Genomic DNA, 21,468 nt, shown 5'->3' with positions numbered 1-21,468 from the left:
CCACGATCGAGAAAGCAGGACGCTCCCATGTACGTGACCCGACCACAGGCCCTGTCGTCGCACGAGGGCGACGCGGTGCTCCGCGAACTCGTCGACCGGACCGAGGTCATCGACGCGCTGTACCGCTTCGCGCTCGGCCGCGACCTGCGGGACCGCTCGCTCCTGGAGTCCGCGTTCACCGAGGACGCCACCTTCGACTTCCGGCCGGTGGCCCGGCGGCTCGGCCTCGACCTGCCGCTCATGACGGGCCGCGCCGTGATCGCGGACGTGGTGCTCGACCCGGCCGTGCCGCTCGACACCACGCACACCGTCTCCAACTGCCGTACCCGGATCGACGACGACGGGGCCCGCCTCACCGCACTGGTCGAGGCCCAGCACCTGCCGAGCGCCGACCACACGCGGCAGCTGCTCCTGAAGAACCTCTACGCGGTCGACCTGGTGCCCGACGGCGCCCGCTGGCGGATGCGCCGGGTGCACGTCGAGAACGTCTGGTCGACCGGCGACCCCAAGGTGATCATCGGCCGCTGACGGCCGGAAAGGAATCCGAGCGATGACCCACGACGACGCCTTCCGCCCGCTGGAGCCGGCGGTCCGCGAATTGGCCCTCGGCCCCAACTTCGCCGCCCTGACCACGCTGATGCCCGACGGCACTCCGCAGTCCCAGGTGGTGTGGGTGGCGGCCGAGGGAGATCTGCTGGTGATCAACAGCGAGGTGGCGCGCCAGAAGGTGCGCAACCTGCGGCGCGACCCCCGGGCCACCCTCATGATCTGGAAGCGCGACAACCCCTACGTCTACGCGGAGGTGCGCGGCCGGGTGGTGGCGGAGGAGACCGGGCCCACCGCCCGCGCCCACATCGACGAACTGGCCCTGCGGTACAACGGCCGTCCCTACCCGCAGGAGGACATCGGCTCCGACCGCGTCATCCTGCGCATCGCGCCGCTGCGCCAGCACGTCTGGGGCCTGTGATGACGGACTCCTTCCCGCTGGGCGAACTCGCCCGGCGCATGGGCATCGAACTGGCGGAAGCCTCCGCCGAGCGGACCGTCGCCACCATGCCGGTGGCGGGCAACACCCAGCCGTTCGGACTGCTGCACGGCGGCACGTCCGCCGTCCTCGCCGAGACGGTCGCCTCGATCGGCGCCGCGCTGCACGCCGGACCCGCGCACATCGCCGTCGGCGTCGACCTCAACTGCACCCACCACCGCGGTGCGGACGCGGGAACGATCACGGCCGTGGCGACCCCGGTGCACCGCGGCCGGACCACGGCGACGTACGGGATCGTCATCACGGACCAGCAGGACCGGCGGATCTGCACGGCCCGTCTGACCTGCCTGCTCAGGCCTGCCCCGGGGCGGCGGAGCGGAACCCGGCCCACTTAGCATGTGGCGGCACCGGCACGGGAGGGGCGGCATGGAACGGATCGTTGACACCGAGGTGGCCGTGGTCGGGGGCGGCCCCGTCGGGATGCTCGTCGCGGCCGAACTCGGGCTGCTCGGCGTGCGGGCGGTCGTCCTGGAGGCACGGCCCGCCGCCTCGGCCCGGCCGAAGGCCAACACCCTGCACGCCCGAGCCGTACAGAGCCTGGCCAGGCGCGGCTATCTGGACGGGGTGGCGGACGTGGCGCGGGCCGGGCCGCAGCCGTTCCACTTCGCCGGCATACCGGGCCTGGACATCGCCGCCCCCCAGGACGAGCCGACGGCGATCCTCAAGCTCGCGCAGGCCGAGCTCGAACGCCTCCTGGAGCGGCGCGCGGTGGCCCACGGCGTACGCGTGCTGCGGTCCCACGAGGTCACCGGGGTGACCCAGGACGCGGACCGGGTCCACGTCGAAGCGCGCACCCCGAGCGGTACCGCGTCCTTCACGGCCCGCTATCTGGTGGGTGCCGACGGAGGCTCCAGCACCGTACGCGAGCAGTCGGGCTTCGCCGCCGACACCAGCCCCGCGACGGTCTCCGCCCTGATGGGCCAGGTGCGCTTCGCCGACCCGGGCGCCGCACCGCGGGGCTGGCAGCGCACCCCGCGGGGCTGGGTGGTGTGCCGGCCCGAGTCCGACGGGACGGGGGTGATCCGTGTGCTGAACTTCGACGACGGGCCGGCCGACCGGCGCGAGCGCCCCACGCTCGACGCCCTGCGCGCCCAGGTCGGTTACGTCCTCGGGCGCGACGTGCCCATGACCGAGGCCCCGTACCTGAGCAGGTTCAGCGACTTCACCCGCGTCGCGCGCGACTTCCGGCGCGGCCGGGTCTTCCTGGCCGGCGACGCGGCGCACATCCACTTCCCCATCGGCGGACAGGGCCTGAGCACCGGGATCGGCGACGGCTTCAACCTGGCGTGGAAGATCGCGTCCGCGGTACGGACCGGCTCGGGCGACGCCCTGCTCGACACCTATGACGCCGAACGCCGCCCCGTCGCCGAACAGGTCGTCCACCACACCCGCGCGCAGCTGGCCCTGATGCGCCCCGACCCCGGACTCGACCCGCTGCGCGAGCTGTTCGCCCGGCTCCTGACCCTGGACGACGTCAGCGCCTTCCTCGGCGGCGCCGTCAGCGCGCAGGAGGCGGTCCCCGCCGTGGGCCGGGACCGCGCGGGCGCGGGGACCGGCGCGTTCCTTCCCCAGCAGTGGTTCAAGACGGACCGCGGCGCGGAAAGCGTCACCGAACTGCTGCGGGAGGGGCGTCCGCTGCTGCTGCACCACGCCGACTCCGGTGCCGTGCACGCGGCGGCGGCACGGGCCTGGGACCCCCTGGTGCGGACGGTGCGCGTGCACGGCGAGCGCCCCCTCGCGCGGGACGCCCTGCTCCTGCGCCCGGACGGCTACCTCGCCTGGACCTCCGCGGACGACGGCCTCGAAGGACTGCTCGGCACGTGGTTCGGTCCGCCCCGCTGAACACGGCCGCGTCCCCGGGGCGCGCGACCTTCGTCGCGGCGAGGCGCGACGAAAGAGAGCCGCACGCGCCGGTCCGTGCTGTCTAGGGTGCGGGCGTGGATGTGTCATCGAGGGCCCGTAGCGTCCGGCGCCTGCTGAAGGGGCCCGAGCCCTGGTCGCGGCGCCGGATCGTCGGCGAGGCCGCGCTCTCGCTCGCCCTGGCCCTCATGGCGGGCGCCGTCGTGCTGCTCGGCGGGGACCCCGTGCGGGGCACCGCCGTGGCGCTCGCCGTCGCCGTGCTGTCCCTGCTGCGCCGCTCACTGCCCACGGGAGTGCTGCTCGCGGCCGCCGCCCTGTCCGCGACGGCCTCGGAGGCCACCCCGCTGCTGCTGGTCGCGGCCTGGACGGCGGGCCGCCGGATCGTCGGCGCCGGGCGGGCACTGGTCGCCTTCAGCGGAGCCTTCGTCATCTACGAGGTGCTCGCACTCGTCACGCTGTGGCCCATCCCCCAGCCGATCCTCGTCACCGTCTTCGGCACCCTCTTCTTCCTGGCCGTCGCCGTCGTGCCCGGCATCACCAGCCGGTACTGGTCGCAGCGGCGCACCCTGCTGCGCGCCATGCAGGAGCACAACGCCCAACTCCTGCGCGAACGCGCCATGGTCGCCGGGCAGGCCCGGTTGCGTGAGCGCCAGCGCATCGCCCAGGACATGCACGACAGCCTCGGCCACCAGCTCGCCCTCATCTCCGTGCACACCGGCGCCCTGGAGGTGGACCCCGAACTCACCGGCCGCCAGCGCGAAGCCGTGGGCGTGCTGCGGCAGGCGTCGGTCGCCGCCATGCACGAACTGCGCGAGGTCGTCGGCATCCTGCGGGACGGTGTCGAAGCCCCCGCCGCGCCGGACGGCGCCCGGCCCGCGACCCGCGGCACCGCCGGAATCCAAGCCCTGGTGACGGCCGCGCGGGCCGCCGGGAACGCCGTGGACCTGCGCGCCGGCGGCGAGCCGCGGCCACTGGCGGCGGCCGCCGACCACGCGGCGTACAGGATCGTCCAGGAGGCCCTGACCAACGCCTACAAGCATGCGCCCGGCGCCCCCATCACGGTGGAACTGCGCTACGAACCGGACTCCTTCGTCGTCGAGGTCGTCAACGGCATCGTCGACCGCACGGCCGCGGACCAGGCCGGCGAAGTCGTCAGCGGAGGACAGGGCCTGACCGGGCTGCACGAGCGGGCCCGGCTCGTCGGCGGCATGGTCCACACCGGCCCGACCGGAGACGGCGGCTTCCGCGTCGCGGGCGTACTGCCCTACGGGACGGCCGAGGCCGCGACGTTCGTCGACGCCCCCGACGACTTCCGCCAGCAGTCCTCCGCCCCGCCCCTCGGCGACGGTGGTCCGGTCGTGGACTGGAACATCGCGGAGAAGGAGCTGGGCATGGGCACCAGAAACAGGGGCGGCGGCATCGCGCTGGGGTGCGGAATCGCCGTGGGGGCGGTGGTGCTGCTCGCGATCGCGGTCGGAGTCGGCCTGTTCTTCCTGGCCGGCTCGGCCCAGAAGGGCATGATCGACCCGGCCGAGTACGACAGGATCAAGGTCGGCACGCCCGAGGCGGCGGTCCGCGAGGAACTGCCGAGCGGCGACACCGTCCTGGTCTCCGGTCTCGCCGGAAAGGGGCCCGCCGAACCGGAAGGCTCCCGGTGCCTGGTGCTGATGTCCTCCGAGACCGGTGACAACCTGAACACCGAGCCGGTGTTCCGGTTCTGCTTCAAGGACGGCAAGCTGATCGAGAAGAAGTCGTACGACGTGTCGCGCTAGCGGTGCCACCGGACGGCCCGGGACGGCCCGGGACACCGGGGTGGCCGGGGGCGACGTACCGGACAGGACCAGAACGGGATGGGTGTGACGGGACCTCGCATCAGGGTCGTGATCGCCGACGACGAGCCCCTCATCCGGGCCGGGATCCGCATGATCCTCACCTCGGACGCGGCGATCGAGGTCGTCGCGGAGGCCACCAACGGCCGCGAAGCCGTCGAACTCGCCCGCTCCCACGGTGTGGACGTGGTGCTGCTCGACATCCAGATGCCCGAGATGGACGGCCTTGCCGCGCTGGCCGAGCTGCGCCGGACCGTACCGGCGGCACGCGTGATCATCCTCACGACGTTCGGGGAGCGCGAGAACGTCCTGCGCGCCCTGGAACACGGGGGCGCGGGCTTCCTCCTCAAGGACACCGCGCCCGCCGAGCTGATCCGGGCCGTGCGGGCCGCCGCGGCCGGGGACGCCTACCTCTCGCCCGGCGCGACCCGGCACGTCGTCGACCAGCTCGCCACGGGCCGGGCGGCGGCCCGCGCCGAGGAGGCGAGGCGCCGCGTCGGCGTGCTGTCCGAGCGCGAGCGGGAGGTGCTGGCCCTCCTCGGCGAGGGGCTCTCGAACGCGGACGCGGGCAAGCGGATCCACATGAGCGAGGCCACGGTGAAGACGTACGTCAGCCGCATCCTGGCGAAGCTGGACTGCGAGAACCGGGTCCAGGCGGCGCTGCTCGCCCGCGACGCGGGGCTGTAGGGAGGCCCTGCGGCGGTCCCGGGGCGGTGCCGCGCGGCCCGGGGGCGTTCCGCCGTTTCACGTGAAACGTCCGCGGGGCCAGGGCGGCGGCAGAGTTATCCACAGGGGGATACGCCCTTGGGCCAGCGCCTGTACGGTCAGGGGCAGTTGAACTCTTGATGTTGGTCTTTTGGTCTGTTGGTCTGGGCGTTGTACGAGACGGGGGAGGCGGCGCGCCATGGGCGAGGTCGAGGCGGCGGTTCCGGCACAGCGGGGTGGAGTGGACGACGGGCGGGTGAGGATTCCGCAGGTGCCGGGGTTCGCCCACCACCGGCACGCGGCCGGGGCGGGAGGCCGTCGCACGCAGGTGTCACCCAAGGCCGAGGGCAAGGCGCTGCGGGAACGCTTCCCGCGCTCCTCGCACGATTCGCTCCTGCTGTCCGCCGACCGCCCGGACGCGGTCCGCGCGGTGGAGGAATCCAACACGGGCCGGGTGCCCGAACTCACCCCGATACGGGTGGGCCGCATGGCCGCCGGCCCGTTCGCGTTTCTGCGCGGATCCGCCGGGCTGATGGCCCACGACCTGGTCGGCACACCCGTCACCGGCGTCGCCGCACAGATCTGCGGCGACGCGCACGCTGCCAACTTCGGCCTGTACGGCGACGCCCGCGGCAGCCTCGTCATCGACCTGAACGACTTCGACGAGACCGTGACCGGGCCCTGGGAATGGGACGTCAAACGGCTCGCCGTGTCCCTGGTGCTCGCCGGGCGGGAGGCCGGCGCCGATGAACAGACCTGCCGGGCAGCCGCGTTCGACGCGATGGGCGCCTACCGTCGCACCATGCGCCTGCTGGCGAAGCTGCCGGTGCTCGACGCCTGGAACGCGATAGCCGACGAGGAGCTCGTCTCCCACGCGGACGCCCATGACCTGCTCGGCACGCTGGAACGCGTCTCCGGGAAGGCCCGCAACAACACCAGTGCGCGCTTCGCGGCGAAGGCGACGGAACAGGTGGCGGACGGCAGCCGGCGGTTCGTCGACGCGCTCCCGGTGCTGCGCCGCGTGACCGACGCCGAGGCGGCGGCGGTCACCGCCTCGCTGGAGCAGTATCTGCACACCCTGTCCGAGGACCGGCTGCCGCTGCTCGCCCGGTACGCGATCCACGACGTGGCCTTCCGGGTGGTGGGCACCGGGAGCGTCGGGACGCGGTCGTACGTGGTGCTGCTCCTGGACCACCGGGGCGAACCGCTGGTGCTCCAGGTCAAGGAGGCCAGGCCCTCGGCGCTGCTGCCGCACCTGGCGAAGGCCGGCTTCAAGACGCCCGAGCCGGAGCACGAGGGGCGCCGTGTGGTGCTCGGCCAGAAGCGGATGCAGGTGGTCAGCGACATTCTGCTCGGCTGGACGACGCTCAACGAACTCCCGTATCAGGTAAGGCAGTTCAGAAACCGCAAGGGCAGCGTGGATCCCGCCGCCCTCGCCCCCGGCCAGCTCGACGACTACGGCCGCATGACGGGCGCGCTCCTCGCCCGGGCCCACGCCCACAGCGTCGACCCGCGCCTCATAGCCGGCTACTGCGGCAAGAACGAAGAGCTGGACGAAGCGGTGGCCGCCTTCGCGGTGACCTACGCCGACCGCACCGAGGCCGACCACGCCACCCTGACCGCGGCAATCCGCACGGGCCGCGTGTCGGCGGAGCTGGGGGTCTGAGGGGCCGAGGGGGGAGGGGGAGGGGGCGGGGGCGGGGCCCCCGGTTTGTTTGGTCAAAGCCGAGGACCAGTGGTTTCGTGTGGTCGAAAGTGGGGCCGAGCCAGAGGGATGTTCATGGGTGATAGCCACGTCACGATCGAGCTGACGGGTGACGAGGCGCTGGTGCTGTCGGACTGGCTGGAGAAGCTGCAGATGACGGACCTGGGCCGGGTTGTCGACGATCGGGCGGTCTGGGCGCCGATCCACCGCATCGCCGCGACGCTGGACAAGTCGCTTCCCGGACTGTTCGCATCCAACTACGACCAGCTGCTTGAGGCCGCTCGGCAGCGGCTTCGACCGGCCGAGGAATGACGGCTGAGCCGGCGCCCGTACGCTGGAGCGGTGACGGACGAAGGTGTTGGCGGTACGACTGCCCGGAACGACGTGGACCCGCAGGTCACCCCGCCCAGTGCGGGGGGTGAGCGGGCCGAGGCGCGGCTTGAGCGGGCGGTGCGGGCGGCCGAGCAGGCGCTGATCGAGTTCGAGATCGCGGTGGAGACCTTCCGGGTCGAGGTGGAGAACTTCTCCCGGCTCCACCACCAGAAGCTCGGCCCGATGTACGCCCGGCTCGATGAGCTGGACGCGCAGATCGCCGAGGCCAGAGCCGTACGGAGTGGTGATCCCGAGGATCTGCGCAAGGCGCAGGAGGCCCGGGCCGCGGTCATGCCCATGCCGGGCGTCGAGGAGCTCTTCCACGACTGGATGGACTCCGACGGGCTCTCCCCCGAGGCCGCCTCGATGCTCACCGACCAGCCGGTGCGGCCGCCCAAGCGGGTCCGGCCGAGCGAGGAGGTGCGCAGGCTCTACCGCGAGCTGGCCCGCAAGGCCCACCCGGACCTGGCACAGGAGGACAAGGAACGCGAGCGCCGGGACGAGTTCATCGCCCGGGTCAACGCCGCCTACGGGCGGGGCGACGAGGCGCTGCTGCGCGAGCTGGCCGAGGAGTGGGAGGCCGGTCCGGCGCCGGAGGAGGTGCGGCCCAGCGAGAGCGAGGAGCTGTACGCCCGGCTGGAGTGGTTGAGCCGGCGCAAGGAACTCCTCGCGCTGGTGGCCCGGGAGCTGGAGGACAGCGCGATCGGTTCGATGCTGCGGATGGCGCCGGACGACCCGGACCGGCTCCTTGAGGAGATCGCCGAGCAGCTGCTGGCGGAGGTGGCCGGTCGAGAGGCTGAGCTCGCGAAGCTGGTGCAGTAGCGTTCGGGGGACCTGCCGGGTTCGTACGAGAGAAGGCATGACCCATGAATTTCGCCCAGCTGCCCTCGGTGGATGTCGCCGAGGTCCCGGCCGATGCCCTGGTGCTCGATGTCCGCGAGGACGACGAGTGGGCGGCGGGGCACGCCGAGGGCGCGCTGCACGTGCCGATGAGTGATTTCGTGGCCCGCTTCGGCGAGGTGACCGAAGCGGTGGCGGACGGGCGTCGGGCCTATGTGATGTGCCGGGTCGGCGGACGCTCGGCCCAGGTCACCCAGTACCTGGTCCAGCAGGGCATCGACGCCGTGAACATCGACGGCGGCATGCAGGTCTGGGAGGCCTCGGGCCGCAAGGTCGTCGACGACCAGGGCGCGCCGGGCACGGTCGTCTGACCCCGTCGGAGGCGGCTCAGGCAGGCTGCCCGAGGGGGTGGGCGGCGAGGAGGTCACCCAGGGCCTCCTCGTGGGCCGCGGCCGAGCCCAGTGCGAGCTCCAGCTGTTTGGCCCAGGCGTGGTAGCGGTGCAGCGCGTAGTCCGTGTCGGCGCCGAACCCGCCGTGCAGGTGCTGGGCGGTCTGCACGACGCGGCGCACCCCTTCGGAGGCCCAGATCTTGGCGACCGCGACATCACCGGCGACGGGCAGCGCGCTGTCCGCGCCGGTGCTGATGCGCCAGGCCGCCTGCCACAGCGTCGCCTCCATGGCGCGCAGATCGATGTAGCGGTCGGCCGCCTGGACGGCGACGGCCTGGAACGTCGCCACCGGATGCCCGAACTGCTCGCGCTTTCCGGTGTATTGACCGGTCAGAGTGAGCACGGCCTCGCCGAGGCCCAGGGCCAGGGCGCAGGTTCCGGTCGCGAGCAGGTTGCGCAGCCACTCCCAGGCACCGTCCGCGGTGATGACCGCGTCCGCGTCTACGCGTACCGCTTCGAGGCGCAGTTCGGCGAACCGTTCCCCGCTGGTGGAGATCTGTTCGGCGAGCGTCACGCCCCGCTCGGCGCGGGGGAGCAGCGCGAGGACGGTGTGGCCGTCGGCGGTGTGGGCGGGCACGGCGATGCGGTCGCAGGTCGGGGCCCAGGGCACGCCCGTCTGCATGCCGTCGAACACCCAGTGCTCGCCGTCCCGGCGGGCGGTGACGGCGAGTTCGGCCCCGTCGTGGCCGGTGCGGCCGTTGGCGGCGACGGTCAGCGCCAGCTCTCCCCGGCCGATCGCGGGCAGCAGCTCCCGCGCCAACTCGGCCTGCCCGTACCGCTGTACGGTCAGCGCGACGGCGCTGGTCTCCAGGAGCGGCAGCCGGGCGAGGACCTTGGCCGATTCGCGCAGCACCAGGCACAGGGCGATCGGGTCGAGCCCCGCCCCGCCGTGCTCGGCGTCGAGAACCAGGCTCAGCAGGTCGGACGCGGCGAGCCTGGCCCACAGCGGGCGGTCGAAGTCCTCGGCGACGGCGCCCGCGGTGAGCGCGGGGCTGGGTACCGCGTCGGGGGCGACGCCGGAGAAGACCGCCTTGGCCGCCTCTACGGCGGCCAGCTGCTCCTCGGTGAAGGTGAAGTCCACGGCTCAGTCCTCCCGCACGCACCGGTTCCGTCCGGGCCGAGCGCGCGCCACGGCATGAACAGCGCGCTCCCCGAACGGATCTGACGGTTCGTCAAGATAGAACAGGTTCTACGGGATGGGAATGGGCCCGTTCACGGGAAGGGGGAGGCAGGCCTGTCGTCCCCGTGCCCTGCCCTGCCGCGCCCTGCCCTGCCGTGCCGGGGTGCGGGGGCGCGGGGTGCGGCGGCGGTTCTCCGGGGCAGGACGCGCTCACGCCTCCGGCGCAGGAGGCATTCAAGTGGGCGCGCCCGTAGCCCGCTTCCGCCTCACCGGTCGAAGTCCAGCTCCACCTCCCCCGTCGCCGGGTGCGACTGGCAGGCCAGGACGTAGCCGGCCTCCGTCTCCTCCGGTTCCAGCGCGAAGTTCCGCTCCATCCGTACCTCGCCCTTGACCAGGAAGGCGCGGCACGTCCCGCACACCCCGCCCTTGCAGGCGTACGGGGCGTCGGCGCGGGCGCGCAGCACGGTCTCCAGGAGGGACTCGCCCTCCCGCACCGGCCAGTTGCCCGAGCGCCCGTCCAGGGTCGCGGTGAGCGTGGCGTGCGCGGGTGCGGCAGCCGGGGCGGCGGGTGCCGGGGCCGCGTCCACGTGGAAGATCTCCTGGTGGATGCGGCCGCGGTCGACGCCGAGCCCGTGCAGGGCCCGCTCGGCGCCCTGCACCAGGCCGAAGGGGCCGCACAGCAGCCAGCCGTCGATGTCCGCCACCGGGAGCAGCGCGGGCAGCAGTCCGCTCAGACGCTCGCGGTCGAGCCGGCCCGAAGGCAGACCGGACTGCTGCTCCTCCCGGGACAGCACCGTGACCAGCTGGAACCGCTCGGGATAGCGGTCCTTCAGGTCGGCCGTCTCCTCAAGGAACATCGTCGACGCGGCGCTGCGGTCGCTGCGTATCAGGCAGAACCGCGCCTCCGGTTCGCGGGCGAGCAGGGTCGCCGCGATCGACAGGACCGGGGTGATGCCGCTGCCGCCGACGATCGCCGCGAAGTGCCCGGCGCGCGGGGGCAGGACGAAGCGGCCCATCGGCTCCATGACGTCGACGGTGTCGCCGACGGCCAGCTCCTTGAAGGCGTACGTGGAGAAGGCGCCGCCCTCCACCAGGCGGATGCCGACCCGCAGCACCGGCTCCCCCGGCGCCTCCACGGCGGGCGCGCAGATCGAGTACGTACGGCGGATCTCCTCGCCCCGCACGCCGCGGCGCAGGGCGAGATGCTGGCCGGGGACGTGCCGGTAGGCCTCGCGGAGCTCGGGCGGCACGGCGAAGGTGACGGCCACCGCGTCGTCGGTGAGCCGCTCGACCTCGCTGACCCGGAGCGGATGGAACATCTACAACTCCTTGAAGTGGTCGAACGGTTCACGGCACGACACACAGCGGCGCAGCGCCTTGCAGGCCGTGGAGGAGAAGCGGCTGAGCAGCTCCGTGTCGGTGGACCCGCAGTGCGGACAGCGCACCGACAGGGTGAGCGCGACGGGCCCTTCGGCGGTGTGCGGGCGGGGCGGAGCTATACCGAACTCGGCGAGCTTGCGCCGCCCCTCCGCGCTGATGTCGTCCGTCGACCAGGCGGGGGACAGCACCCGAACGACCGATACGTGCTCCATGCCGTGGTCGTGCAGGACGCGCTCGATGTCCGAGGACATGGCTTCGACGGCGGGGCAGCCGGTGTAGGTGGGGGTGAGCTCGACCCGCACCCGGCCCGGGCCCTCGACATGGACGGCGCGCAGCACACCCAGTTCTCCGAGGCTCAGGACCGGCAGTTCCGGGTCGGGGACCGAGCCGGCCAGGCGGCGCAGCTCGGTCTCCAGGGGGGTGGGGGCGGTGGGGGCGGTGTCGGTCACCATGACGCCCCCGGGTGGCTGCGGTGCAGGTGCTGCATTTCGGCGAGCATCCGCCCGAACGGCTCGGTGTGCAGGCCCTGCCGGCCCGCCCCCGCCGCCCAGCCTCCGGTGCGGGGGCCTTCGGGGACCGTCAGGGTGGCCCGGCCCAGGATCGAGGTCACCGAAGCCGTCCAACGGGCCTCCAGCTCGCCCCAGTCGAGGTCCAGGCCGGGCACCGGCTGGAACATCTCGCCGGTGAAGCGCCACAGCGCCTCGCCGGCCCGCCGCATCCGACCGTGGCTCTCCTCGGTGCCGTCGCCGAGCCGCAGCGTCCACTGCTCGGCGTGGTCGCGGTGGTACTCGACCTCCTTGACCGCCTTGGCGGCGACAGGCGCGAACTCGCCGCCGCCCGCTGCCAGTTCGCCGTACAGCAGGTGCTGGTACGTCGAGAAGTACAGCTGGCGGGCGATGGTGTGGGCGAAGTCGCCGTTGGGCTGCTCGACGAGCTGGAGGTTGCGGAAGGCCCGCTCCTCGCGGAGGTAGGCCAGCTCGTCCTCGTCGCCGACCAGCGAGAGCAGCAGCCGGGCCTGGCCGAGCAGGTCGAGGGCGATGTTCGCCAGGGCGACCTCCTCTTCGAGGACGGGGGCGTGCCCGGCCCACTCCCCGAGCCGGTGCGACAGCACCAGGGCGTCGTCGCCGAGGGCGAGGGCGGCCTGCGCCGGGACGGTGGCGGTCACAGGTGCTTCACCCCTTCCGGGATCTCGTAGAACGTGGGATGGCGATAGGGCTTGTCGGCGGCCGGGTCGAAGAAGGAGTCCTTCTCGTCGGGCGAGGACGCGCTGATCGCGCTCGACGGCACGACCCAGATCGAGATGCCCTCCGACCTGCGGGTGTACAGATCGCGGGCGTTGCGCAGGGCCATCTCGGCGTCCGGCGCGTGCAGGCTCCCCGCGTGGGTGTGGGACAGCCCGCGGCGCGCGCGCACAAACACCTCCCAGAGCGGCCAGTCGTGCGTGCTCATGCCGTCGCCTCCCCGTTCGCGTGCTGCCCGTGCTGTCCGTGCTGCTTCTGCTGGCCCGGCTGGCCCGGCTCGCTCGACCGGCCTTGTTGCTCCTGCCGCTCCTGCCGCTCTTGTTGCTCCTGCCGCCCCTGCTGCTTCGTGGCGTACGCGGCGGCCGCGTCCCGTACCCACGCGCCCTCCTCGTGGGCGCGGCGCCGCTGCGTGAGCCGTTGCTCGTTGCAGGGGCCGTTGCCCTTGAGGACCTCCCAGAACTCCGTCCAGTCGATCGCGCCGAAGTCGTGGTGGCCGCGCTCCTCGTTCCAGCGCAGATCCGGGTCGGGCAGGGTGAGGCCGAGGCTTTCGGCCTGGCCGACCGCTATGTCCACGAAGCGCTGGCGCAGCTCGTCGTTCGAGTGACGCTTGATCTTCCAGATCATCGACTGCGCCGAGTGCGCCGATTCGTCGTCCGGCGGGCCGAACATCATCAGCGAGGGCCACCACCAGCGGTCCACCGCGTCCTGCGCCATCGCGTGCTGCTCGGGCGTCCCCCGGGACAGGGCCAGCAGCAGCTCGTACCCCTGCCGCTGGTGGAAGGACTCCTCCTTGCAGACGCGGACCATCGCCCGCGCGTACGGCCCGTAGGAGCAGCGGCACAGGGGGACCTGGTTGGTGATCGCCGCGCCGTCCACCAACCAGCCGATCGCGCCGACGTCGGCCCAGGTCAGGGTGGGGTAGTTGAAGATCGACGAATACTTCTGGCGGCCCGAATGCAGCTTGTCGAGCAGATCGTCGCGGCTGGTGCCGAGCGTTTCGGCGGCGCTGTAGAGGTAGAGGCCGTGACCCGCCTCGTCCTGCACCTTGGCCATCAGGATCGCCTTGCGCCGCAGGGACGGGGCACGGGTGATCCAGTTCGCCTCCGGCTGCATGCCGATGATCTCGGAGTGGGCGTGCTGCGCCATCTGGCGGACCAGCGTGGAGCGGTACTCCTCGGGCATCCAGTCGCGTGGCTCGATCCGCTCGTCCGCGGCGACCGCCGCGTCGAACACCGCCAGGTACGACGCGTCCGTACCTGCGGCTGCCGTGGCTGTCGCGGTCACTCCGGTCATTCCGGCCCCCTGCCGAGCTGCTGTGCGGTTGTGGACCAACCGACCGATCGTTCGGTTCAATGACTTCAATGGTGAGTCGGCGGCCCGTAGGGTGTCAACCCTGTGGATAACTCAGCGGGTGCCGATCGGGGCGGGATGGATTCGTACAAGGACGGGACCGAAGCCGGCGGCAAGGCCGACGGAGCGGAATCCGGGCAGGTCAAGGCCACTGCGGCCGAGACTGTCGGCCCTACGGGGAGCGGGGGCGGGGGTTCGGCCGAACGGGGTGGGGACGCCGGAACGGAAACCGCGTCCGGCCCTGCGGAGGACGCCGTTTTCGATTCGGCGGCGGTCTCCGACCCGCCTTCCGCCCCACGGGCGGCGCCCGACCGGGCACCGGATCCCGCCACGGGGCCGTCCGGAGCCGAGCCGACCGGGCCCGCGGAGCCCGCCGAGCCGACCGGGCCCGCGCAGCCGGGCCGTGGCCGCACCCCGTGGCCGAAGCTGGACGCGGGCGTGGCCGCCGCCCCCGGCCCCGGCCCGGCCGCCCCCGACTCCGGCCCGGCCGATGCCGTAACCGGCACCGGCACCGGCCTCGGCGACCCCCGGCCGGCCGGCCCCGCCAACCCCGCAGGCCCCGGCGGGGACGTTTCCTCGCGGGGGATCGCCGGGCTGCCCTTCCGCTTCCAGGTGGTGGCCGCACTCGCGCTCGCGGTCATCGGCGTGATCGCCTGCGTGCACATAGGGATGGTCTTCCTGCACGTGGCGCCGCCCAACACGGTCAGCAAGCAGTACGGCAAGGCCGTGGACGACTGGATCTACCCCGAGTTCGAGCAGAACTGGAAGCTCTTCGCGCCCAATCCGCTCCAGCAGAACATCGACGTCCAAGCGCGCGCCGAGATCAAGATGCCGAACGGCAGCGTCCGGACCACCGGCTGGATCGACTTCTCGGCACAGGACGGCGCCGCGATCCGGCACAACCCGCTGCCCAGCCACACCGAGCAGAACGAACTGCGCCGCGCCTGGGACTTCTTCGTGGGGTCGCACACCGACGACAACAAGGCCAATGGCCTGCGCGGCGAGCTGTCCGAGCAGTATCTGCGCCGGATCGTGGTGCTCCGGCTCGGCACGCACCGCGACGGCGGCACCGTCGACCGGATCCAGGTCAGGTCCATGACCACCTCGGTCAAGAACCCGCCGTGGAGCGACGAGAAGAGCGATACGCGGCCGTCCTACCGGGAGGTGCCGTGGTGGACGGTGACCCCGGCCGACCTGCCCTCGGGCGCCGGTGACGCACGTACGGAGGCGAAGCGTTGAGCACGTACGACCACGACGGCCCGACCAGGACCGCCCCCGCCACCCCGCCGGCCGTTCATCCCCCGGCACCCGGTCCCGACACCACCTGCGACGCCGCCTCCGACACCACCTCCGGCGCCGACGCTGCCACGCCCGCTGCCGCTCCCGCCTCCCCTCCCGTTCCCGCCGCGGCCGCCAAGCCGTCCGGCTCCGCGCCGGACGGCGGCGAGACGCGGGCGGCGCGGGCCGTGCGGATGGTGTCGGCCGCCGCCCTCGGGCCCTACCAGAGCGCCGTCGTCCGGATCGGCTTCTCCGCGACGTGGCTGCTCTTCCTGCTGCGCGAGCTGCCCAACCGCCACCAGCTGTACGGCCCGGACGGGCCCTGGAGCTTCGGCCTCGGCAACCGTCTGGTGTCCGGCAACCACGCCTTCACCGCGCTGCTCTGGACCGACAGCACCTTCTGGTTCGAGTTCGTGTACGCGCTCGCCATCGTGTCGAGCGCGCTGCTGCTGGTCGGCTGGCGCACCCGCACGATGTCCGTGCTCTTCATGATCGGCGTGCTGTCGTTGCAGAATCGCTCCGTCTTCATGGGCGACGGCGGTGACAACGTCATCCATCTGATGGCGATGTATCTGGTCTTCACGCGCTGTGCGCAGGTCTGGTCCCTGGATGCGCGGCGCGCCGCGCGCGCAGTGGCCCGCGACCGCGTCGGCCCGGTGCTGTGGGCGGTGTGCGGCCTCGGACTGCTGGCCGCCACCTGGCGCACGTCCGGATCCGGCGTCTTCGGCGGCGGCGAGTGGTGGCTGTGGGTCGTGTTCTGGGGCATGTGGGCCGCCCAGGGGCTGTGGTGGGCGGTGGGCCGCCATGCCGACGCCGACGCGCGGGCGCTGCTCGACATCCTCGCGAACCTCGTCCACAACGCGGCCATGGTCGTGATCATGGCGGAGGTCTGCCTGGTCTACGCGACGGCCGGCTGGTACAAGATCCAGGGCAGCCGCTGGCAGGACGGCACCGCGCTGTTCTACCCGTTGAAACTGGACTACTTCTCGCCGTGGCCCGAACTCTCCTCCCTCCTGGGCACGAGCGGGGTGATCGTGATGCTGCTCACCTATGGAACGGTCATGGTCCAAGTGGCGTTCCCGTTCACGCTGTTCAACCGGCGGGTCAAGAACGTGCTGCTCGTGGCGATGATGCTGGAGCACGCCGGGATCGCGGTCCTGCTGGGTCTGCCGTTCTTCTCGCTCGCGATGATCGCGGCCGACGCCGTGTTCCTGCCGACGCCCTTCCTGCGCGGGGTGGGCGCGTACGCGGGCCGGCTGCGGCCGGGCGCGCGCCTTCCCGCGCAGCGCCGGGAGCGGGCGGAGGAGCCCGGGCGGCCACGTACGCTCGTGGGGTGAGCAGCACCGATCATCCGGTCCCGGCCGAGGACGCCCCGGCCGGCGACCCCATCCAGTACGACGAAGGCTTCGGCCCGGCCGAGGTCGGGGTCGGCCCGCACCCGCGGCCCTGGCCCGAGGGCGAGCGCTACGACCCGGAGCTGCTCGCGCACGGCGACCGTCGCAATGTCGTCGACGCCTACCGGTACTGGACGCGCGAGGCGATCGTCGCCGACCTCGACACCCGGCGGCACGACTTCCACGTGGCCGTGGAGAACTGGGGCCACGACTTCAACATCGGCTCCGTGGTGCGGACCGCGAACGCGTTCCTCGCCAAGGAGATCCACATCGTGGGGCGGCGCCGCTGGAACCGGCGCGGCGCCATGGTCACCGACCGGTACCAGCACGTACGCCACCACCCGGACACCGAGTCGCTGACCGCGTGGGCGCTCGCCGAGGGCGTGCCGATCATCGGCATCGACAACCTGCCCGGCGCGGTGCCGCTGGAGCGCACCGAGCTGCCGCGCCGCTGTGTGCTGCTCTTCGGCCAGGAGGGGCCCGGACTCACCGAGGAAGCCCGTAAGCATGCCCAACTGGTGTGCTCCATCGCCCAGTTCGGCTCCACGCGCTCCATCAACGCGGGGGCCGCGGCGGCCATCGCGATGCACGCCTGGGTGCAGCGGCACGCCGTCGTCCCCGGCTGACACGCCCCCGCACCATCTCGGACCGGGCCCGCCCCCGCAGCACCTCGGACCGGGCCCGCCCCCGCACCATCTCGGACCGGGCCCGCCCCCGCACCATCTCGGACCGGGCCCGCCCCCGCACCATCTCGGACCGGGCCGGCCCCCGCAGCACCTCGGACCGGGCCCGCCCCCGCACCACCTCGGACCGGGCCCGCCCCCGCTCCACCCCTGACCGGGCCCGCCCCCCGGGCTCCTGCTGGACCGGGTCGAGAGCCCGCCCCTTCCCGCCGAAGCGGGCTCAGGCCTGCCTGCGGACCTCCACCACGCGGAACCGGTTGGCCACGAACGCCCCGTCGCACAGCGCCGCGTTGGCCGCCGGGTTGCCACCCGAGCCGTGGAAGTCGGAGAAGGCGGCCGTCTGGTTGACGTACACCCCGCCCGTCAGGTTCAGCGACAGCTGGGCCGACTCGTCCAGACAGACGTCCTCCACCGCACGCTCCACCTCCTCGGAGGTGGTGTACGCGCCGACCGTCATCGCACCCTTGTCGCGAATCGTGCGGCGCAGCAGCTCGACCGCGTCCGCCGTGGAGTCGACGGCGACGGCGAAGGAGACCGGGCCGAAGCACTCCGCGAGGTAGACCGCCTCGGCGTCCGGCTTCGCGCCGTCCAGCTTGACGATGACCGGGGTGCGCACCACCGCGTCCGGGAACTCGGGGTTGGTCACCTCCCGGGAGGCCAGGGCGACTTCACCGAGGCCGGAGGCCGCTTCCAGGCGGGACTTCACGTCCGGGTTGACCAGGGCGCCGAGCAGCGCGTTGGCCCGGGCGTCGTCGCCGAGCAGGCCGCCGACCGCCGCCGCGAGGTCGCCCACCACCTCGTCGAAGGTCTTCTTTCCCGCGTCCGTCGTGATGCCGTCGCGGGGGATCAGCAGGTTCTGCGGGGTGGTGCACATCTGGCCGCTGTAGAGGGACAGCGAGAAGGACAGGTTGCCGAGCATGCCCTTGTAGTCGTCGGTGGAGTCGATGACCACCGTGTTGACGCCGGCCTTCTCCGTGTAGACCTGCGCCTGGCGCGCGTTGGTCTCCAGCCAGTCGCCGAACGCGGAGGAGCCCGTGTAGTCGATGATCTTGATCTCGGGGCGCACCGCGAGGGTCTTGGCGATGCCCTCGCCGGGCCGCTCGGCCGCGAGCGCCACCAGGTTCGGGTCGAAGCCCGCCTCGGCCAGGACCTCGCGCGCCACCTTCACCGTCATCGCGAGCGGCAGGACCGCGCGCGGGTGCGGCTTGACCAGAACCGGGTTGCCGGTCGCCAGTGAGGCGAACAGGCCCGGGTAGCCGTTCCAGGTCGGGAAGGTGTTGCAGCCGATCAGCAGGGCGATGCCGCGGCCGGCCGGCGTGAACGTCTTGGCGAGCTCCAGCGGCTCGCGCTTGCCCTGGGGCTTGGACCAGGCGGCGCTGCCCGACGGCGTGCGCGTCTGCTCCTGGTAGGCGTACGCGACGGCCTCCAGGCCGCGGTCCTGGGCGTGCGGTCCGCCCGCCTGGAACGCCATCATGAAGGCCTGGCCGCTGGTGTGCATGACCGCGTGCGCGAACTCGTGCGTCCGGGCGCCGATGCGGGCCAGGATCTCGACACAGACCAGCGCCCGCGTCTCGGGCCCGGCGGCCCGCCAGGCGGCCATGCCCGCACGCATCGCGGGCAGCAGCACGTCGAGGTCGGGGTGCGGGTACTGGACGCCCAACTCGATGCCGTAGGGGGAGACTTCAGCGCCCGTCCAGTCGTCCGTGCCCGGCTGGTCGAGGTCGAAGCGGCGGTTCAGGAGCGCGTCGAAGGCCGCCTTGCCGTCCTCGGCGCCCGTCTCTCCGTACGCCTTGGGGTGCTCCGGATGCGGCGACCAGTACGCACGCGTGCGGATTGCCTCCAGGGCCCCGTCCAGGGTGGGCCTGTGCTTCTCGGTCAGCTGCATGGAGCAACTCCTCGTCGAGTCTTCGAGCTGGGCAGGGAGAGCCGGACATCGTTAGAGTAACCGAACGATCGGTCGGGACAAGGGGGCCCGGGGAAACCTGTGGACAACTACCGGCCAAGCCCCCCGCGGCCCCCGCTGTGCGGCCCGGGAGGGGGCCCGCCGGGCCCCTGGGCGAGCCGTAGGGGAGGATCGCGTTCATGACCGAAACCGCCAGCGCCGCAGCGATCGCGCCGAGCCGTACCGTCGCCGTCGTCGGCACCGGGACCATGGGGCAGGGCATCGCCCAGGTCGCCCTCGTCGCCGGACACCCCGTACGGCTCTACGACGCCGTGCCGGGCCGGGCGCGCGAGGCAGCCGACGCGCTCGCCGGGCGCCTGGGCCGCCTGGTCGACAAGGGCCGGCTCGATGCCGCCGAGCGCGACGCGGCGCTGGCCCGGCTGCGTCCGGCCGACGGACTCGCCGAGCTCGCGGACGCGGCGCTCGTCGTCGAGGCCGTCCTGGAACAACTCCCGGTCAAGCAGGAGCTGTTCGGCGCGCTTGAGGACGTGGTCGGCGAGGACTGCCTGCTCGCCACCAACACCTCCTCGCTCTCGGTGACCGCGATCGCCGGGAAGCTGCGGCACCCGGGCCGCTTCGTCGGCCTGCACTTCTTCAACCCGGCCCCGCTGCTCCCGCTGGTCGAGGTCGTCAGCGGCTTCGCCACCGACGAGACCGCGGCGACCCGGGCGTACGAGACGGCGAAGGCGTGGGGCAAGACGCCGGTGCGCTGCGCCGACACCCCGGGCTTCATCGTCAACCGCATCGCCCGGCCCTTCTACGCGGAGGCCTTCGCGATCCACGAGGAGCGCGGCGCCGACCCGGCCACCATCGACGCGGTGCTGCGTGAGTGCGGCGGATTCCGCATGGGCCCCTTCGAGCTCACCGACCTCATCGGGCAGGACGTCAACGAGGCGGTGACGCGCTCGGTCTGGGAGTCCTTCTTCCGGAGCCCCAAGTTCACGCCGTCCCTGGCCCAGCGCCGCCTCGTCGAGTCCGGGCGGCACGGGCGCAAGAGCGGGCGCGGCTGGTACGCCTACGAGGCGCCCGGCGCGTCCTCCCAGGAGGCGGTGCGCCCGGCCCCGCACACCGCGCCGCCCGCCGAGGCGCCCGGGGCCGTCACCGTGGTCGGTGACCTGGGCCCGGCCCGCGATCTCGTGGCGATGATGGGCGAGGCCGGCATCGCGGTGAAGACCGTCAACGAGGGCGGCCCCTACATCGAGCTTCCGGGGGATGGACAGCTCGTCCCCGCCGACGGCAGGACGTCCGTCGAGTTCGCCGACGTCGTCTACTTCGACCTCGCCCTCGACTACCGGGGCGCCACCCGCATCGCGCTCTCCGCGAGCGAGGACACCTCCGAGCGGGCCGTCAGCGAGGCCGTCGGCCTGTTCCAGAGGCTCGGCAAGGAGGTCAGCGTCATCGGGGACGTGCCGGGCATGATCGTCGCCCGTACCGTCGCGATGCTCGTCGACCTCGCCGCCGACGCCGTCGCCAAGGGCGTGGCCTCGCCCGAGGACATCGACACCGCGATGCGGCTCGGCGTCAACTACCCGCTGGGGCCCGTCGAATGGAACCGGCGCCTGGGCCAGGACTGGGCGTACGACCTGCTCTCGGCGCTGCACGAGCGCTGCCCCACCGGCCGCTACGCCCCCTCGCTCGCGCTCTACCGGCAGGCGTACGCGGGCGACGAGGAGACGGGCTCATGACCACCCCCAAGCGCGACACCTACACGCCCGAGACGCTGCTCACGGTCGCCGTCCGGATCTTCAACGAGAGGGGTTACGACGGCACTTCGATGGAGCACCTGTCCAAAGCGGCCGGGATCTCCAAGTCGTCCATCTACCATCACGTCGCCGGCAAGGAGGAGCTTCTCCACCGGGCCGTCAGCCGCGCCATCGAAGGGCTCTTCGGCGTCCTGGACGAGCCGGGCGCCGGGCGCGGCCGGTCGATCGAGCGGGTCGAGTACGTCACGCGACGTACGGTCGAGGTCCTGATGGCCGAACTTCCCTACGTCACACTGCTGTTGCGCGTCCGCGGGAACACCAAGACGGAACGCTGGGCGATGGAGCGCCGCCGGGAGTTCGACCAGCGGGTCGCCGATCTGCTCAAGGCGGCCGTCGCGGACGGCGATCTCCGCGCCGACCTGGACATTCGCCTCGCGACCAGGCTGCTCTTCGGCATGGTCAACTCGCTGGTGGAGTGGTACCGGCCGCAGCGCGAGGGGGAGGCGGACGGGGACCAGGTGGCCGACACCGTCGTACGGATGGCCTTCGAGGGGTTGCGGACCGGCCATTGA

22 protein-coding genes are annotated in these 21,468 nt (G+C 72.7%); 15 read left to right on the top strand and 7 right to left on the bottom strand.

Annotated elements, in window-relative coordinates; all coding sequences use genetic code 11:
• The first annotated feature begins 27 nt into the window (after positions 1–27).
• From CG740_RS14495 to CG740_RS14450, 10 genes are all read left to right on the top strand, one after another.
• Positions 28–528: a nuclear transport factor 2 family protein gene (locus CG740_RS14495; protein WP_100575532.1), complete on the top strand. Its 501-nt coding sequence runs from the start codon at positions 28–30 to the stop codon at positions 526–528.
• Between the two features lie 22 nt (positions 529–550).
• Positions 551–967, top strand: a complete 417-nt coding sequence (locus tag CG740_RS14490) for a PPOX class F420-dependent oxidoreductase (protein ID WP_100575531.1) — start codon at positions 551–553, stop codon at positions 965–967.
• Complete coding sequence (locus tag CG740_RS14485) at positions 967–1,380, top strand: PaaI family thioesterase (RefSeq protein ID WP_100575530.1); 414 nt, start codon at positions 967–969, stop codon at positions 1,378–1,380. Before CG740_RS14490 ends, CG740_RS14485 begins: the two co-directional genes overlap by 1 nt.
• A gap of 31 nt (positions 1,381–1,411) precedes the next feature.
• The gene (locus CG740_RS14480) at positions 1,412–2,887 is read left to right on the top strand and encodes an FAD-dependent monooxygenase (protein WP_100575529.1); all 1,476 of its coding nucleotides are present in this window, start codon (positions 1,412–1,414) and stop codon (positions 2,885–2,887) included.
• Between the two features lie 95 nt (positions 2,888–2,982).
• The gene (locus CG740_RS14475; RefSeq protein WP_234376257.1) at positions 2,983–4,677 is read left to right on the top strand and encodes a sensor histidine kinase; all 1,695 of its coding nucleotides are present in this window, start codon (positions 2,983–2,985) and stop codon (positions 4,675–4,677) included.
• A gap of 78 nt (positions 4,678–4,755) precedes the next feature.
• Positions 4,756–5,421, top strand: a complete 666-nt coding sequence (locus CG740_RS14470; protein WP_199846445.1) for a response regulator transcription factor — start codon at positions 4,756–4,758, stop codon at positions 5,419–5,421.
• Between the two features lie 217 nt (positions 5,422–5,638).
• The gene (locus CG740_RS14465) at positions 5,639–7,105 is read left to right on the top strand and encodes a DUF2252 domain-containing protein (RefSeq protein WP_100575528.1); all 1,467 of its coding nucleotides are present in this window, start codon (positions 5,639–5,641) and stop codon (positions 7,103–7,105) included.
• A gap of 108 nt (positions 7,106–7,213) precedes the next feature.
• Positions 7,214–7,456 carry a hypothetical protein gene (locus tag CG740_RS14460; RefSeq protein WP_384494046.1) on the top strand — a complete coding sequence of 81 codons (243 nt, stop codon included), beginning with the start codon at positions 7,214–7,216 and terminating at the stop codon, positions 7,454–7,456.
• A gap of 72 nt (positions 7,457–7,528) precedes the next feature.
• Positions 7,529–8,338, top strand: a complete 810-nt coding sequence (locus CG740_RS14455; protein WP_100575527.1) for a J domain-containing protein — start codon at positions 7,529–7,531, stop codon at positions 8,336–8,338.
• A 44-nt stretch (positions 8,339–8,382) separates the two neighbouring features.
• The gene (locus CG740_RS14450) at positions 8,383–8,727 is read left to right on the top strand and encodes a rhodanese-like domain-containing protein (RefSeq protein ID WP_100575526.1); all 345 of its coding nucleotides are present in this window, start codon (positions 8,383–8,385) and stop codon (positions 8,725–8,727) included.
• A gap of 16 nt (positions 8,728–8,743) precedes the next feature.
• On the opposite strand, the gene CG740_RS14445 is transcribed toward CG740_RS14450, so the two are convergent.
• From CG740_RS14445 to paaA, 6 genes are all read right to left on the bottom strand, one after another.
• Positions 8,744–9,886, bottom strand: coding sequence for an acyl-CoA dehydrogenase family protein (locus tag CG740_RS14445; RefSeq protein WP_100575525.1), 1,143 nt, complete (start codon positions 9,884–9,886; stop codon positions 8,744–8,746).
• A gap of 305 nt (positions 9,887–10,191) precedes the next feature.
• A complete protein-coding gene (locus tag CG740_RS14440; protein ID WP_100575524.1) occupies positions 10,192–11,244 on the bottom strand; it encodes a 2Fe-2S iron-sulfur cluster-binding protein in 1,053 nt (350 codons plus the stop codon).
• Positions 11,245–11,757, bottom strand: a complete 513-nt coding sequence (gene paaD, locus CG740_RS14435; RefSeq protein ID WP_100575523.1) for a 1,2-phenylacetyl-CoA epoxidase subunit PaaD — start codon at positions 11,755–11,757, stop codon at positions 11,245–11,247.
• The gene (gene paaC, locus CG740_RS14430) at positions 11,751–12,470 is read right to left on the bottom strand and encodes a 1,2-phenylacetyl-CoA epoxidase subunit PaaC (protein WP_100575522.1); all 720 of its coding nucleotides are present in this window, start codon (positions 12,468–12,470) and stop codon (positions 11,751–11,753) included. The genes paaD and paaC overlap by 7 nt, the downstream gene beginning before the upstream one ends.
• Positions 12,467–12,754 carry a 1,2-phenylacetyl-CoA epoxidase subunit PaaB gene (gene paaB / locus CG740_RS14425; RefSeq protein ID WP_100575521.1) on the bottom strand — a complete coding sequence of 96 codons (288 nt, stop codon included), beginning with the start codon at positions 12,752–12,754 and terminating at the stop codon, positions 12,467–12,469. Before paaB ends, paaC begins: the two co-directional genes overlap by 4 nt.
• On the bottom strand, positions 12,751–13,839 hold the full coding sequence (gene paaA, locus CG740_RS14420; RefSeq protein ID WP_234376256.1) for a 1,2-phenylacetyl-CoA epoxidase subunit PaaA: 1,089 nt from the start codon (positions 13,837–13,839) through the stop codon (positions 12,751–12,753). Before paaA ends, paaB begins: the two co-directional genes overlap by 4 nt.
• Positions 13,840–13,974: 135 nt before the next feature.
• Here paaA and CG740_RS14415 point away from each other — a divergent pair, with 135 nt between their 5' ends.
• The 3 genes from CG740_RS14415 to CG740_RS14405 all read left to right on the top strand — a co-directional run bounded on the left by CG740_RS14415 (position 13,975) and on the right by CG740_RS14405 (position 17,194).
• Positions 13,975–15,135: a DUF5819 family protein gene (locus tag CG740_RS14415; protein ID WP_199846444.1), complete on the top strand. Its 1,161-nt coding sequence runs from the start codon at positions 13,975–13,977 to the stop codon at positions 15,133–15,135.
• Between the two features lie 233 nt (positions 15,136–15,368).
• The gene (locus CG740_RS14410) at positions 15,369–16,511 is read left to right on the top strand and encodes an HTTM domain-containing protein (protein ID WP_100575790.1); all 1,143 of its coding nucleotides are present in this window, start codon (positions 15,369–15,371) and stop codon (positions 16,509–16,511) included.
• A complete protein-coding gene (locus CG740_RS14405) occupies positions 16,508–17,194 on the top strand; it encodes a TrmH family RNA methyltransferase (RefSeq protein ID WP_100575520.1) in 687 nt (228 codons plus the stop codon). Before CG740_RS14410 ends, CG740_RS14405 begins: the two co-directional genes overlap by 4 nt.
• Positions 17,195–17,471: 277 nt before the next feature.
• On the opposite strand, the gene paaN is transcribed toward CG740_RS14405, so the two are convergent.
• On the bottom strand, positions 17,472–19,136 hold the full coding sequence (gene paaN / locus CG740_RS14395) for a phenylacetic acid degradation protein PaaN (RefSeq protein WP_100575519.1): 1,665 nt from the start codon (positions 19,134–19,136) through the stop codon (positions 17,472–17,474).
• 197 nt (positions 19,137–19,333) lie between these two features.
• On the opposite strand from paaN, the gene CG740_RS14390 reads away from it, so the two are divergent.
• Both CG740_RS14390 and CG740_RS14385 read left to right on the top strand, forming a co-directional pair.
• Positions 19,334–20,878 carry a 3-hydroxyacyl-CoA dehydrogenase gene (locus CG740_RS14390; protein ID WP_100575518.1) on the top strand — a complete coding sequence of 515 codons (1,545 nt, stop codon included), beginning with the start codon at positions 19,334–19,336 and terminating at the stop codon, positions 20,876–20,878.
• Positions 20,875–21,468, top strand: coding sequence for a TetR/AcrR family transcriptional regulator (locus CG740_RS14385; protein WP_100575517.1), 594 nt, complete (start codon positions 20,875–20,877; stop codon positions 21,466–21,468). Before CG740_RS14390 ends, CG740_RS14385 begins: the two co-directional genes overlap by 4 nt.

It is taken from the genome of Streptomyces sp. CB01201 (assembly GCF_002803085.1).
GTDB classification, from domain to species: domain Bacteria; phylum Actinomycetota; class Actinomycetes; order Streptomycetales; family Streptomycetaceae; genus Streptomyces; species Streptomyces hundungensis.
The sequence above is the reverse complement of the archived record's forward strand: the minus strand, read 5'-3'. Positions and strand labels throughout refer to the sequence as shown.

Bases quoted from the DNA above. Each gene is read 5' to 3' on its own strand.
- paaN (WP_100575519.1), bottom strand. From the start codon at position 19,136: ATGCAGCTGACCGAGAAGCACAGGCCCACCCTGGACGGGGCCCTGGAG.
- CG740_RS14470 (WP_199846445.1), top strand. From the start codon at position 4,756: ATGGGTGTGACGGGACCTCGCATCAGGGTCGTGATCGCCGACGACGAG.
- CG740_RS14390 (WP_100575518.1), top strand. From the start codon at position 19,334: ATGACCGAAACCGCCAGCGCCGCAGCGATCGCGCCGAGCCGTACCGTC.
- CG740_RS14460 (WP_384494046.1), top strand. From the start codon at position 7,214: ATGTTCATGGGTGATAGCCACGTCACGATCGAGCTGACGGGTGACGAG.
- CG740_RS14485 (WP_100575530.1), top strand. From the start codon at position 967: ATGACGGACTCCTTCCCGCTGGGCGAACTCGCCCGGCGCATGGGCATC.
- CG740_RS14450 (WP_100575526.1), top strand. From the start codon at position 8,383: ATGAATTTCGCCCAGCTGCCCTCGGTGGATGTCGCCGAGGTCCCGGCC.
- paaD (WP_100575523.1), bottom strand. From the start codon at position 11,757: ATGGTGACCGACACCGCCCCCACCGCCCCCACCCCCCTGGAGACCGAG.
- CG740_RS14415 (WP_199846444.1), top strand. From the start codon at position 13,975: ATGGATTCGTACAAGGACGGGACCGAAGCCGGCGGCAAGGCCGACGGA.
- CG740_RS14410 (WP_100575790.1), top strand. From the start codon at position 15,369: ATGGTGTCGGCCGCCGCCCTCGGGCCCTACCAGAGCGCCGTCGTCCGG.
- CG740_RS14465 (WP_100575528.1), top strand. From the start codon at position 5,639: ATGGGCGAGGTCGAGGCGGCGGTTCCGGCACAGCGGGGTGGAGTGGAC.
- CG740_RS14440 (WP_100575524.1), bottom strand. From the start codon at position 11,244: ATGTTCCATCCGCTCCGGGTCAGCGAGGTCGAGCGGCTCACCGACGAC.
- CG740_RS14495 (WP_100575532.1), top strand. From the start codon at position 28: ATGTACGTGACCCGACCACAGGCCCTGTCGTCGCACGAGGGCGACGCG.
- CG740_RS14385 (WP_100575517.1), top strand. From the start codon at position 20,875: ATGACCACCCCCAAGCGCGACACCTACACGCCCGAGACGCTGCTCACG.
- paaA (WP_234376256.1), bottom strand. From the start codon at position 13,839: ATGACCGGAGTGACCGCGACAGCCACGGCAGCCGCAGGTACGGACGCG.
- CG740_RS14490 (WP_100575531.1), top strand. From the start codon at position 551: ATGACCCACGACGACGCCTTCCGCCCGCTGGAGCCGGCGGTCCGCGAA.
- CG740_RS14480 (WP_100575529.1), top strand. From the start codon at position 1,412: ATGGAACGGATCGTTGACACCGAGGTGGCCGTGGTCGGGGGCGGCCCC.
- paaB (WP_100575521.1), bottom strand. From the start codon at position 12,754: ATGAGCACGCACGACTGGCCGCTCTGGGAGGTGTTTGTGCGCGCGCGC.